The organism is Colwellia sp. 6_MG-2023, from assembly GCF_030547765.1.
In the GTDB taxonomy this organism is placed as follows: domain Bacteria; phylum Pseudomonadota; class Gammaproteobacteria; order Enterobacterales; family Alteromonadaceae; genus Colwellia.
In genome coordinates this window covers 65148-78211 of record NZ_JAUOPP010000009.1, presented here as the reverse complement: position 1 = coordinate 78211, position 13064 = coordinate 65148, and the positions used below count along the sequence as shown (strand labels likewise).

The 13064-nt window shown below is 36.3% G+C and carries 12 protein-coding genes; 3 read left to right on the top strand and 9 right to left on the bottom strand.

Annotated elements, in window-relative coordinates; translation table 11 throughout:
* Positions 1-297: 297 nt before the first annotated feature.
* Entirely contained in the window at positions 298-489 is a 192-nt protein-coding gene (locus Q4503_RS07755) for a hypothetical protein (protein ID WP_215972338.1), read from the top strand.
* 135 nt (positions 490-624) lie between these two features.
* On the opposite strand, the gene sigX is transcribed toward Q4503_RS07755, so the two are convergent.
* Genes sigX through Q4503_RS07740 form a run of 3 tightly spaced genes read right to left on the bottom strand, consistent with a single transcriptional unit; the run spans position 625 to position 2262 of the window.
* Positions 625-1155, bottom strand: a complete 531-nt coding sequence (sigX, locus tag Q4503_RS07750) for an RNA polymerase sigma factor SigX (RefSeq protein ID WP_303601903.1) — start codon at positions 1153-1155, stop codon at positions 625-627.
* 16 nt (positions 1156-1171) lie between these two features.
* The gene (locus Q4503_RS07745) at positions 1172-1999 is read right to left on the bottom strand and encodes a mechanosensitive ion channel domain-containing protein (RefSeq protein ID WP_252727414.1); all 828 of its coding nucleotides are present in this window, start codon (positions 1997-1999) and stop codon (positions 1172-1174) included.
* Positions 1996-2262: a hypothetical protein gene (locus Q4503_RS07740; RefSeq protein WP_215972340.1), complete on the bottom strand. Its 267-nt coding sequence runs from the start codon at positions 2260-2262 to the stop codon at positions 1996-1998. Before Q4503_RS07740 ends, Q4503_RS07745 begins: the two co-directional genes overlap by 4 nt.
* A 277-nt stretch (positions 2263-2539) precedes the next feature.
* On the opposite strand from Q4503_RS07740, the gene Q4503_RS07735 reads away from it, so the two are divergent.
* On the top strand, positions 2540-3097 hold the full coding sequence (locus tag Q4503_RS07735; protein ID WP_215972341.1) for a hypothetical protein: 558 nt from the start codon (positions 2540-2542) through the stop codon (positions 3095-3097).
* A 66-nt stretch (positions 3098-3163) separates the two neighbouring features.
* On the opposite strand, the gene Q4503_RS07730 is transcribed toward Q4503_RS07735, so the two are convergent.
* From Q4503_RS07730 to Q4503_RS07715, 4 genes are read right to left on the bottom strand one after another with little or no spacing between them, the layout of a single operon-like run.
* On the bottom strand, positions 3164-4189 hold the full coding sequence (locus Q4503_RS07730; protein ID WP_303601902.1) for a zinc-binding dehydrogenase: 1026 nt from the start codon (positions 4187-4189) through the stop codon (positions 3164-3166).
* Positions 4190-4203: 14 nt separating this feature from the next.
* Positions 4204-5619: a TolC family protein gene (locus Q4503_RS07725; protein ID WP_303601901.1), complete on the bottom strand. Its 1416-nt coding sequence runs from the start codon at positions 5617-5619 to the stop codon at positions 4204-4206.
* A complete protein-coding gene (locus Q4503_RS07720; RefSeq protein WP_303601900.1) occupies positions 5616-8765 on the bottom strand; it encodes an efflux RND transporter permease subunit in 3150 nt (1049 codons plus the stop codon). The genes Q4503_RS07725 and Q4503_RS07720 overlap by 4 nt, the downstream gene beginning before the upstream one ends.
* A gap of 9 nt (positions 8766-8774) precedes the next feature.
* Positions 8775-9956, bottom strand: a complete 1182-nt coding sequence (locus Q4503_RS07715; RefSeq protein WP_303601899.1) for an efflux RND transporter periplasmic adaptor subunit — start codon at positions 9954-9956, stop codon at positions 8775-8777.
* Between the two features lie 131 nt (positions 9957-10087).
* Between Q4503_RS07715 and Q4503_RS07710 the strand changes: the two genes are divergently transcribed.
* Positions 10088-11026, top strand: coding sequence for a LysR family transcriptional regulator (locus Q4503_RS07710; protein WP_303601898.1), 939 nt, complete (start codon positions 10088-10090; stop codon positions 11024-11026).
* Positions 11027-11277: 251 nt separating this feature from the next.
* Here Q4503_RS07710 and purT read toward each other — a convergent pair whose 3' ends face one another.
* Both purT and Q4503_RS07700 read right to left on the bottom strand, forming a co-directional pair.
* Positions 11278-12453 (bottom strand): formate-dependent phosphoribosylglycinamide formyltransferase, encoded by a 1176-nt coding sequence (purT, locus tag Q4503_RS07705; protein ID WP_215972347.1) that lies wholly within the window; start codon positions 12451-12453, stop codon positions 11278-11280.
* Positions 12454-12768: 315 nt separating this feature from the next.
* On the bottom strand, positions 12769-12984 hold the full coding sequence (locus Q4503_RS07700; protein ID WP_215972348.1) for a hypothetical protein: 216 nt from the start codon (positions 12982-12984) through the stop codon (positions 12769-12771).
* Positions 12985-13064 lie beyond the last annotated feature (80 nt).

Below are 13064 nucleotides of genomic sequence, written 5' to 3'. Positions count from 1 at the left end.
TGTTCAACATACTAGCCTGATGATAAACAAACTTTAATGACACATAAAAAATAACGCCTTAATAGTGCTTTTATTATAAAGCACTATTAAGGCGTTATTTATCGTTCATATTTTACTTTTAAGCTGTATACTCCGCTTAGTTTAATATTAATGACAATAAATTAATTAATATTGTGACTTTTACGTTTATTGTTCGTTATACCCCTAGAAAGTAAATTTTTTATTCCTCTTACTTTTTCAGTTTACATTAAAGTTCACACTAAATTTTATCAAATCAGATAGATAACAAGGAAAGAAATGAAAAAAATGAGTTTACGAACGCGTCAGTTTATTAATGATAATATAAAAATTAATGCTGCAGCCTCTTCTTATCCACAACGAATTGTAGCTCCTGGCGCTGTTAACAACATAATTAAAGCAACTGAGCCTACTTTAAATAGCCAATCACCAACCTTAAATCACTCCAGACGCCTGAAGATTGATAAGTAAAAATTGTCTCTGTGTTGTTTGCCAAAACCTTATAAATTGTTAAATTCAAATTAGTTCAAATATAGGTTTTGGCTATACCTTTATTATGGTAATAAAGGTATTTTTGACGTATATGAAAAACTCAGAGATATGCTATTACCTTAACTTCCCTTTCAAAAATTCGATAATCCTTTTATGTCGCATTTTTATAGCAGATAACTTTAAATTACAGATATCTGCTATTTCTTGAAACTCTAATTCAGTACGATAACGCAATAACATTATATTACGATCTTCAAATGATAAGTTTTTCATTAAGGCCGATAGTACCGCAGGTAAATCTTCATAATCATTATTCTCTACGACTAAATTCTCCAGGTACTCATCATCGTTGATCATGGTATCCCAACGGCGGTCTCTTATTTTATTAATACATTCATTGTGTGCAATTTTAAATAACCATGCTTTAAAAGACCCAACCCACTTAAAGCTTTTCAAGTGAGTTAGAGCCTTAATAATTGTTTCTTGCACAACATCTTCTGCATCAGACAGGTTGTTCAGCAGTTTCGCACAATATCCTTTTAAAACAGGCAAATATGGTGTGATTAATTGCTGAAACAGACGCGTATCGTAAGGCAGACTTTCTTGCACTAAAGCAACAAGCTGGCGTTCGGTAAGGGTACTCAAAAGTTAAAAAACCTAATTATTGTTTAGTAACTTTATTCGCTAATAAAAAGGTATTAGGCACTGTTGTTATCGATTCATTTTCACCCATAACTTTACTTGCGACACTACCAATAGAAGCTAACGTTCCTTTGATATCTTTTACTTCAATGTTATCGCCTACTTGATACATTTCTCGTAAATAAACTCCGGCTACAATTTCTTGTGCCATTGACTTGGTTCCTATTCCTAAAGAAATAGCGGCAGCCAAACCAACACTAGCAATAACAACGGTCATAATGTTGTTAAGCAGAGATACATCAATATCAAGTTGAGTGATTGATAACGAAATAGTGATAACAATAATAATACCACGACATACTTCAGCAACAGAGCGGCCATAATCAACACCTGTATTCTTAGCTGCTATTTTTACACCATTGAAAACGATCTGCGCAACAAAAAAGCCACAAGATAATACGGCGAGTGAAGCAAGTAACTTAGGTAAGAATAAAACTAATGTATCGATTAAACCTGAAAGTACTGTTAAACCAACAATATCTAATGCCGCTAATAAAAATATTAACAAGAAAAATATTGAAATAAGACTAGAAACAATTTGGCTACCAGTAACCGTTACTTCCATTTTTTTCAATAAAGCATCTAAACCAAGTTTATCTAAAAAGGTATTAAAGCCAATTTTGATTAATGTTTTATTTAAAAAACGTTTAATCATTGAAGAAATCATCCAACCAACCAGTAAAAAAACAATGGCAACAATTAGGTCTGGTATAAAGGTGACAACTTTATGCCAAATAACCATAAAACCGGTATATGCTTTATCTGTAATGTTTTCAGTATCCATCATTTGTTCTCATCATTTATCGTGTTAGTGTTTATCGTCTTTGGATTTGCTGCTACTTTCTTAAATATTGGCTTTAGTATTTTCATAAATATGCTAACAAAAACTATCCAAATAGAAGCCATACCCAATGTAATCAGGTCTTTAGAGCCTTGCTGGTTATTCATAGTTACTGTGGCGCGCTTAAATAGCTCATCATCTGAAGTATTAAAGGCAAATTCACTATCACGCTTAAGCTCTAATGCTATATTCTTTTCTATATTTTTCATCTTTTCCTCTAGCAATAATTTTTATCGCTTTACCTTATAACGATTGAGTCGCTCAAAAGTCACATTTAAATTTATATATGTTTAATTTTTATCCTTGTATACCTATCTATTACTGATTAAACCAGTGCATTCTACTTTATTTAAGTAATTTTTTATTACCTAAACATAAATAAAATTTTGTGACTTTCTAAAGTTCTATCCGTTATAGCTCGGTATGTCGGTTTTATTAAACGATAACTACTAACACGCCTTTTAACACTTTCGACTAAGATGACTCATGAATAACATTAATATCAACACCCAAAATCAACAGGGAAATGTTTCGATTAAGACTATTTCTAAAGATAATTATGAAGAGAATGGAGGCTTACTAGCGCCGGAACAGTGGGAAAAAAGAAACAGTAATATACTCCCCCCTTATTGGTCTGATGATTATGCTTTTGCTCTGCACAAGGGATACCAGCAATATTTATTAAAAAACAAAGAATATATTGAACAGTCTTCTTATGAGCTGTTACTTAATGATACTGAAACACAACAAGAAACATCATTTACTAGAATATTTGTTACTTTTCAAAAAAAAATGGATCGAGGTAATTTACAGCTGGTATTAAAAACACATCAGACAGATGAAATTACGTTATGTGACATAATAGATCTTGAAGAACAACTTACTAATTCAAAGCGTATTATTAATCAACAAGTTGATTTTGCTCGTGCCTTACATGCAAAAATACCTGACTTTTGTATTGCGCATGGTCAGCAGCTTTTATTGCGTATTACAGGAGGATTTCTCCTTAAAGACAACATCCTTGTTTGTTCTAAATCACTATAAACGCCACTTTTAAACTAACTCTACCTTTACTTAATTAGATGCTTAATATGTTGTTAAGCTGAATATCTACCCTACTTTTATCACTTGTTTCCCCGTAAAACCGCCATTAATTTGTGTATGTAATGCGTAAGAAACATCTTTTGCAGAAAAATTCACTAAGGTGACTTCAGGTGTATGAACACTATTTTTTGCCACAGCATCAAGTAATTCATTACTCATAAACCCCATTTTTTGCTGAGCACATAAACTATTGCTTAACCATGCCCCTGCTAAAGAAATAATACCAATATTTGGTGCTTTCCTGAACATAAGTGCAGGCTCTAAAAATGGTAAGGGTTTCAAACAAGCAATACGACCACAAAAGCGCATAAGTTCGATGTTACGAGCGGTAAATTCCCCACCAAGTGAATCAAGCACAGCATCAAAACCTTCGGGTCCTATCTCTGAACTTATTTTCTGATGTAGCTTGTCATCCTGTGAATCAAAAACAAAATCAGCCCCTAATTGCTTTACTAATTTATGATTACGTTTAGCTGCTGTTGTAAAGACATCAGCCCCTAAGCTTTTAGCAAATTGAATCGCAAATTGCCCTACACTGCTAGCACCTGCATCAATAAATATTACTTCACCTTGTGTAACTTGTAACTTTTTCATGGCGATTAAAGCCGCCATTCCTGAGCATGGTAATGTTGCGGCATCACTACCGCTAATATTATTGGGAACAACTGACACAGCGAAATTAGGTACGGTAGCATAATCACTTAATATACCTTGTTTTTCTATATTGGCGTGCCACATAACACGGTCGCCAACATTAGGAAATAAGCCTTTCTTGGCTTCTACAACAGTGCCTACAGCGTCAAACCCTATAGTATGAGGGTATTGCCAATCACAAAAACCAGTTTTAACTAATTCTGCATCAATAGGATTCAAACCTACATATTCCACTTTAACTAACAGCTCTTGTTCACCGCGTATTGGAAGTGGAATTTGAACCTCAGATAAAGTTAATTCATCATTAGGTTTATCAAGTACAATTGCTCGCATCGATTTAGGTAGGTCAATTATGTTTATTTCGTTGCTATTTAACATGAAACACTCAAATATTATAAGGTTTTTAAACCATAACTCCATCGACCATTAAACGCTTGGTAAGCCTTTACTTTCGCTAATGATGAAGTGATCTTGGCATTAACTGCATTATCTTCTGCTATTAAAACATCTTGCCGCGCATCTAACAACGCTAAGTATGGAATTTGTCCTTCTTGATACATCGCATTAGCTTGCAAAAATGCTTTATTGGCAAAGCTATAACGCTGATCGGCATACCCTTTTTGTGCAATACTTTTTGATAGTAAACGTAATGAAAGTTCACTGTCATTAAGTGCGCCCAATACTACTTTTTGGTATTCATTATAGGCGGCTTTACTCAAGTATTGTTGTGCATCACGTTGCGCTAATAATGCAGGATAGCTTAATAATGACCATTCGATTTGTGGTAAAATTTGCCATTGTTGCTGTGTATTACTTAACGTATTAGTACCAAGACTTACAATACCCACAAAGGCGTCTAAACTAACATCAGGTAACAATGCTTTACTTGCTGCAACACTTAGCGAATTAGTTTGGCTAAACTCATATAACGCTCTACTAATATCAGGACGTAAGGCAATAGCCTTATTAGGTTCAGCTAAAGCCACAGTAAAAAGTGTATCTAAAATAGTTTGCTCGTCTTCTAGTATAATATCACCACTAAAACGCCCTGTTAGCATAGCTAAAGTTGATAAATCTCGATATTGCGCATAGCTTACATCAGGTAATAACGCCTGTTGTTGACTAAGTTGCGCATGTGTACGATTTAAATCAAGCTCACTTGCAATCCCTTCTTGCACGCGCGCTTCAAGTACATCAATACTTTGCTCTAGAGCAGTAATCTGTAAATTAAGAATTTTTTCCTTCTGTTTATTACCTTGATAGCTGATATAACCGGTGACTACGGCAGATACTACTTCAATTCGTAATGCTCTTAACTGTTCAGCTTGACTCATAGCTGACGCATTAGCCGCGTCAACCAATGCAGTGATTCGACCGAATAAATCAAGTTGCCAATTTAACCCTAAATTAGCTGATGATTGACGAGTAACATCATCAGCTAAACCTGTACGTTGAGCACCAAGATTCACGCCACCTTGTGGAAGGTACTCAGCTTTTTGCGCACCTAATTTTGCCAGTGCACTTTTCATTTGTAATTGACTGGTCTTCAAATCGTAATTACTGGCTAACGCATCGTTAACCAGTTTATTAAGCTGAGCTGAATGCAATTGTTGCCACCAGTTTATTTCATCTTCACTGGCTAAATGCGCTGCAACATTTGTTTCTGCAACAAAAGCTTCCATTGATTGCCGATAGTTTTGTTCATCCACTTTACTAGCACAACCAGACAACACAGGGGTAATTAAAATAACACTAACAGTTAACTTATGGGCTAATTTGCACCTAAGCTCATTTGTTAAGTTAATCATGACTCCCCCTTTCCTGTTCTTTGTTTAGGTGCCGTCAGTAAAATATAAAATACCGGAGTAAATAATAAACCAAATACCGTTACTCCTATCATGCCTGAAAATACAGCATTCCCCATCGCATGTCTCATTTCAGCGCCAGCGCCTGTCGCTAACACTAATGGCACAACACCGGCGGTAAATGCAATGGAAGTCATTAATATTGGACGTAAACGTAATCGGCACGATTCAATAATTGCGTCGAAGTGAGATAAGCCTTGTTCATGCTGATCTTTAGCAAATTCCACCATCAAAATCGCATTTTTAGAGGCTAGCGCGACCAGTACAATTAATGCAATTTGAGTAAATATATTATTGTCTGAACCTACTAACCAAACACCTAACAACGCTGAAAATATAGTCATAGGTACAATTAATATAATCGCTAATGGTAAACGTAAACTCTCATATTGCGCAGCTAATACCATGAAAACGAGCAGTACCACTAAAGGGAATACATATACCATAGTATTACCAGCCAATATTTGTTGGTACGTTACCTCGGTCCATTCATACGTAATGTCTTTTGGTAGTACTTCTGCTAAAACTTTCTCTATCGCTGCTTGCGCTTGATCTGAACTATAACCAGGTGCAGGGCTACCATTTAATTCAGCACTTGGATAACCATTGTAGTGCATAACACGATCAGGTCCGGTGGTTGGCGTAACCGTTAATATTGAACCTAATGGCACCATATTACCTTGGCGATTACGTACTTTTAAGTTAAGGATTTGCTCAGGTACTTGACGAAATTCAGCTTCAGCTTGTGCTTTCACTTGATAAGTACGACCAAACATATTGAAATCATTAATATAAACAGAGCCTAAGTATATTTGCAATGCATCAAAGACTTCATCTAACGGTATTCCTTGAATTAACGCTTGTTCACGGTCAATTTCAATATCCATTTGTGGAACTTGAACTCGAAAGCTCGAAAACAGCCCCATTAAGGCAGGGTCTTGTCTTGCTTTGTTAATCACACTTTGTAAACTGTTAAATAATACTTCAAAACCTTTGTTGCCACGGTCTTCAATTTGTAATTTAAAGCCGCCCGTTGTTCCTAAACCACGAATTGGTGGTGGTGGGAATACCGCAACAAACGCTTTATCTATTGCCATAAATTTTTGATTTAACTGTGCAGCAATCGCCATAGCCGATTGACTAGGGTCTGTACGCATATCAAAAGACTCTAATGGCATAAATACAATGGCACTATTGGGACTATTGGTAAAACCATTTATTGATAAACCAGGGAAAGCAGCCGTATTAGCAACACCTGACACTTGTAGTGCAATCGCTTCCATTTCTTTTACAACAGCTTCTGTACGGTCAAGACTTGCGGCATCAGGTAACTGTGCAATGCCCACTAAATACTGTTTATCTTGTGCAGGAATAAAACCACCCGGCACTGTATTGAATAACTGCACAGTGCCACCAACTAGAATAATATAACCGGCAATCGCAATAACGCTCATACGCATTAATTTTTTAACTATCTTTTGATATCGTTTACTCGCACGATCAAAAAGGCGATTAAAAGGAGCAAATAACCAAGCACCAAACAGTTTATTTAATATTCGCGTTAACCTGTCTGGTTTGCTGTCATGTGACTTTAACAATATAGCGGCTAATGCTGGCGATAAGGTTAATGAATTAAAGGCGGAAATGATCGTTGATATAGTAATAGTTAACGCAAATTGTTTATAAAACTGACCTGATACTCCACTAATAAAGGCTGTGGGAATGAATACAGCACTAAGCACTAAAGCAATGGCAATAATAGGCCCTGTTACTTCGGTCATTGCAACTTTTGTCGCTTCCAACGGAGATAAACCTGTTTCAATATTACGTTCAACGTTTTCAACAACGACAATGGCATCATCCACCACAATCCCTATGGCGAGTACTAAACCGAATAAAGATAAGGTATTGATAGAAACACCAAGCCAATGCATCACAGCAAAAGTACCTATTAATGAAACAGGTACTGCAATTAATGGAATAATTGACGCACGCCATGTTTGTAAAAAGAGTATCACTACAATCACAACAAGCACTATCGCTTCAATTAACGTTGTAATAACCGCATCGATAGAGTCACGTACAAAAATAGTTGGATCATAAACAATATCGTATTCAACCCCCGCAGGGAAACCTTGAGATAAGCGCGCCATGGTTTCACGTACTTGATCTGACAATTCAATGGCATTAGAGCCTGGACGTTGGAATACTGGGATAGCAAGTGCAGGTTGACTATCTAACATAGCGCGCAAAGAATAAGAGTCTTGTCCTAATTCAACATGTGCTACATCTTGTAAGCGTGTAACTTGACCTTCATCGCCTACCTTAATGATCACTTGTTCAAATTCTTCAACGTTATCAAGCCGCCCTTTAACATTCAATAATATTTGAAATTGGCTATCATTAGCAGAAGGTTGAGAGCCTAAGCTACCCGCTGCAACTTGCTGGTTTTGTGAGCGTAACGCACTGATAACGTCTGATGCAGTTATTTGACGCGAAGCTAAAGCATCAGGATTAAGCCATACGCGCATTGAAAATTGACCACCACCAAATAATCTAACATCACCAACACCCGCTAAACGGGCAATTTGGTCTTTAATATAAAGATCTGCATAGTTAGACAAATAGGCCGTGTCGTGAGTTTTCTCTGGTGAGAATAGATGCACAACCATGGTTAAATCAGGTGTCGATTTTTCAGCAACAACACCTAGTCGTTGAACTTCTTCTGGCAAACGAGATAATGCACTATTAACACTATTTTGTACTTGTACTTGAGCTCTATCAAGATCAGTACCCAGTGCAAAGGTTACGGTTAAACTCATTCGGCCATCACTTGTCGCTTGAGATGACATGTACAACATGTTCTCAATACCATTTATTTCTTGCTCAAGTGGCGTTGCAACAGTTTGCGCAATAACTGACGGATTAGCACCAGGGTAACTTGCTGTAACAACAACCGTTGGTGGCACTACTCCAGGATATTCACTAACAGGTAATTGAAAAAGCGAAATACTGCCGGCAATTAGAATTAACATCGACAAGACCGCTGCGAAAATAGGTCTTTGTATAAAAAAGTGGGAAAATTTCATTGTTAATTCTTACTCTTGTGACGTTAGCTGTGCCGTTAAATTGGCATCAGCAATAGGTAATAAAGTAAAAGTAACACCTGTACTATCAAGTATTATAGTGTTTGGGGAGATAGGCATACCAGGACCAACTCGGGCAGGACCATTCACGGCAATAACATCGGTTGCAACTAAACCAGCGTTAATCGCTCTATAGCTACCGTAGAGTTCACCGACTTGAATTGCCTTATATTCTAGAATATTGTTTTCGCCTACCGTTAAAACAAAACGGTTTTTTAAATCAGTACCAATAGCGCGATCAGGCACAATAATTTTATCACTTATACCATTAGCCGCTAATTTAATGCGAGCAAATGAACCGGCTCTAAGTTGACTTTGATTTTCATTAAATACAGCTCTTACACGTAACGTGCCTGTTGCTGAGTCAATCTGATTATCAATAAAATCAATGTAACCTTTAAAGGCAAAATCATCCTGTCCAACTTTTTGCATGACAACTTGCTGCTTATCATTAGCGGTAACATCAGAAAATGATCTATTCCATGTACGCTCATCTACGTCAAAATAAGCATACATTGCTTTATCTGACACAATACTGGTAAGCACACTTTGTCCTGCAATAACGTTATTACCTTTAGTAATACTGGCACGAGAGATTATTCCATCAATTGGTGAACGAATAGAAGTAAACTCTAATTCAAGTTTTGCAGCGATTAACTGTGCCTGTAAAGCATCAAGTTGTGCTTGGCGTTGACGTAAAGTTGAAGTACGTGATTCAGCTTGCTCTGTTGATATAGCTTTACGTTCAGTTAAACGTATAGCGCGTTTTTCTTCGCTTTTTGCTTGTTCTAATGCCGCTTCAGCACTATCTTTTTGCGCTTCTAGGCTAGCAACGATAGCTAAGAAAGGACGATCATCTAATTGAAAAAGTAGATCACCCTCTTTTACTTTTTCACCTTCATTAAAGGCGATATGCTCTATAACACCAGACACACGTGGCTTTAAAGCAACTTGTTCAGGTGCTTCTAAGCGTGTGGTATAGGTGTGCCAATTTTGTACAGGTTTAACAATAACATTTGCAACATCAATCGATTGTAATGGCGCCTGTTGTTTTTGTGCGTTCGGCTCTGGTGAGCAACCGGCTAGTGTTATGATAGCAATAGTAATAACTATTGAGATTAGATGTTTGTTCATGTTAACTCCTATGGTGATGTGGCCGCAATTTTATGTAATTTGTTTAGTGACAAAAAGAATAGTTTTTACATTTGATTAGTGCCAAAATGGCAACAATAGAGTTAAATCGTGATAATCAATGGGGATAACTAATGGACACAACGAGTCGATTATTAATGTTACTTGAGGTGGTAGAGCAAGGTTCTTTTATCAGAGCAGCCGAAATACGCAATATAGATCGTTCTGTTATCTCTAAACAAATTAACCGTTTAGAAGATGAGTTAGGCGTAAGACTACTTAATAGAACCACACGTTCATTCTCATTAACCGCTGCTGGCTCTGAAATGATAAAAAAAGCAACAGAATTACGAACGCTATTGGGTGACACCGTACGTATTGCAGAGAACTTTCATTTAGAGCCACAAGGGTTACTGAGAATTACCTCAAGTACTTTATTCGGTAAACGTTACTTACAACCAGTGATTAATGATTTTCAAAAACGTTTTCCACAAGTAGAAGTTGAATTGAATTTAAGTGATCGCTTAATGGATATTGTCTCAGAAGGGTTTGATTTAGCTTTTCGTGTCGGCGAGCCCAAAGATTCGTCACTAATTGCCCGACAAATTGCTCGAAATCGTTTATTGATACTGGCAACACCCGAGTTTATTAAAAATTATGGTATGCCTAGTACCATGGAGGATTTAGCTAGATTACCAGCAGCGACCTATGCTGGCGCATCTTTTAGAATTGACAGTGTACATTATTATGATGAACACGATCAGCTACAAGAGCAGAAACTTAAAAGTGTGTATAAAGCAAATGATCCTGAAGTGTTACTGATGAAAACACTTTCAGGTACTACTTTTATTATTGCGCCAGCGTTTATACTCGCTAACGAAATAATGGAGGGTAAATTAGTTCCTTTATTGACCAATATAAAACTAATACAGTTCGGGGCAATTTATGCCTATTATCCCCACCGAGATCTTCCTGTTAGAACAAGGTTATTTTTTGATGCGGTACGCGAATATATAGGCAAAGAAATACCAGTTTGGGAACAGGCGATTCCAAATTTTGAAGATATGTATTAAAAATAACAAAATATTATTTTAATGCCTTAGCTCGCTCATCGATATAGATGTAACCCATTGGAATTATTTAGGATACTTCAATGGCTCTAACATAAAAATCTGCGTCAGAGATAGAGATAGAGATAATGTTCAATAACAACAAGCTTTCTAGCCATTCATATAAACATTACCCTATCAGAAGATCGTTCATCTCATTAAATTCACCGTCCATATAATAACCGTAAATATCAAGAGAATTATAGCACTTTACTTTAAAAATCTACTTTAACTTTATTTGCAGTATTCACTGCTATTTCAATTGCTGTTTCAATCGACTCTGCACGTTTTAAAATAACACCTAAGCGACGTCTTCCATCAATTTCAGGTTTACCAAATAAACGAACTTGTGTTTGAGGCTGAGCTAATGCATCTTCAAGGCCTGAAAAACGAATATCTTTTGAGGTACCTTCACGCAAGATAACCGCTGAAGCACTTGGACCATATTGCTCTATTTGATGAATAGGTAAACCTAAAATCGCACGAGCATGCAAAGCAAATTCAGATAAATCTTGTGAAATAAGAGTGACTAATCCAGTATCATGTGGGCGTGGTGATACTTCACTAAAAATAACATCATCACCTTTAATAAAAAGCTCAACACCAAATAAACCGCGACCACCTAGAGCTTCAACTACACTCTTAGCCATTTGTTGTGCTTTTTCAATAGCCACAGCAGACATAAGTGCTGGCTGCCATGACTCTCGATAATCACCGTCTTCTTGTCGATGACCAATCGGAGCACAATAATGTATGCCATCTTTAGCATTAATCGTTAATAGCGTTATTTCATAATCAAAATCAACAAAACCCTCGATGATAACTTTTCCTTTACCTGCACGACCGCCTTCTTGTGCATATTTCCAAGCAGTTTCAATATCATCATTTGAACGAATCAGTGATTGGCCTTTACCCGACGAACTCATAATAGGCTTAACAACACACGGTATTCCTATTTTTTCAATACCGGCAGTAAACTCTTCATACGTAGCAGCAAATATATATGCTGAAGTAGCTAACCCTAACGTTTCAGCAGCTAAACATCGAATACCTTCTCTATTCATTGTTAATTGTGTTGCTCTAGCACTTGGCACAACATTGAACCCTTCTTGCTCAAGTTCAGCTAACGTGTCTGTAGCAATCGCTTCAATCTCAGGAACAATAAAATGAGGACGTTCTTTCTCTACTAAAGCACGCAATTCTGTACCATCAAGCATGTTAATAACATAACTTCTATGAGCTACCTGCATACCAGGTGCATTGGCATAGCGGTCAACACCAATAACTTCAACACCCAAGCGTTGTAATTCAATAACAACTTCTTTACCTAATTCTCCGCAACCTAACATCATTACTTTTGTAGCTGATGCTGAACAAGCTGTACCTAACATTAATACCTCAAATATTTATAGTAAGTTAATTAAAAAGATCATAACTGAAGTTGTGTATTCACCCTAGTAAAAATCTCTCATTTAATACTAAAGATAATAACAGCATCATATAAAGTAATTTGAAACTATACATCCTCCTACGGAGTATGTTTACATTGAATTATCAATAAATAGTTAATTTATGATCTGAAACCAATTAAATCCATTAAAGCTTAAGTGGTTTATTTTAATGATTAATAACGGTTTATTTAGACGGTGAAATTATTAAAGTAATGTTGTTATATAACCTACATCGTTAATAATGAGAATAATAGCCTATTTCTTCACGCTAATGTTTTCAAGTAATTTAATAATTGTATGATTTTTATTTAATTGAGCTAAATCAATAAGGTAGCTTTTTTCAATATCGAGCATAGGTTCGTGTGATAGCAATTCCCTTACTAATTGATCTTCACCATTGACTATAGCGGTTTTTAAGGCCGCAAAATTGGCTATCCCTGGTTTATTTCTATCGGTATTATCAGATCCCATAAGTCGTACTCCATTAAATAATTCAAGAATGAAATTCAAGCATAGTCTTATGGCTACAAATTACCAGTGCTATACCTGAT

What these genes read in the sequence shown, in the direction of transcription:
- Q4503_RS07755 (WP_215972338.1), top strand. Translation starts at nt 298, where the DNA reads ATGAAAAAAATGAGTTTACGAACGCGTCAGTTTATTAATGATAATATA.
- Q4503_RS07745 (WP_252727414.1), bottom strand. Translation starts at nt 1,999, where the DNA reads ATGATGGATACTGAAAACATTACAGATAAAGCATATACCGGTTTTATG.
- Q4503_RS07740 (WP_215972340.1), bottom strand. Translation starts at nt 2,262, where the DNA reads ATGAAAAATATAGAAAAGAATATAGCATTAGAGCTTAAGCGTGATAGT.
- Q4503_RS07735 (WP_215972341.1), top strand. Translation starts at nt 2,540, where the DNA reads ATGAATAACATTAATATCAACACCCAAAATCAACAGGGAAATGTTTCG.
- Q4503_RS07730 (WP_303601902.1), bottom strand. Translation starts at nt 4,189, where the DNA reads ATGTTAAATAGCAACGAAATAAACATAATTGACCTACCTAAATCGATG.
- Q4503_RS07725 (WP_303601901.1), bottom strand. Translation starts at nt 5,619, where the DNA reads ATGATTAACTTAACAAATGAGCTTAGGTGCAAATTAGCCCATAAGTTA.
- Q4503_RS07720 (WP_303601900.1), bottom strand. Translation starts at nt 8,765, where the DNA reads ATGAAATTTTCCCACTTTTTTATACAAAGACCTATTTTCGCAGCGGTC.
- Q4503_RS07715 (WP_303601899.1), bottom strand. Translation starts at nt 9,956, where the DNA reads ATGAACAAACATCTAATCTCAATAGTTATTACTATTGCTATCATAACA.
- Q4503_RS07710 (WP_303601898.1), top strand. Translation starts at nt 10,088, where the DNA reads ATGGACACAACGAGTCGATTATTAATGTTACTTGAGGTGGTAGAGCAA.
- purT (WP_215972347.1), bottom strand. Translation starts at nt 12,453, where the DNA reads ATGTTAGGTACAGCTTGTTCAGCATCAGCTACAAAAGTAATGATGTTA.
- Q4503_RS07700 (WP_215972348.1), bottom strand. Translation starts at nt 12,984, where the DNA reads ATGGGATCTGATAATACCGATAGAAATAAACCAGGGATAGCCAATTTT.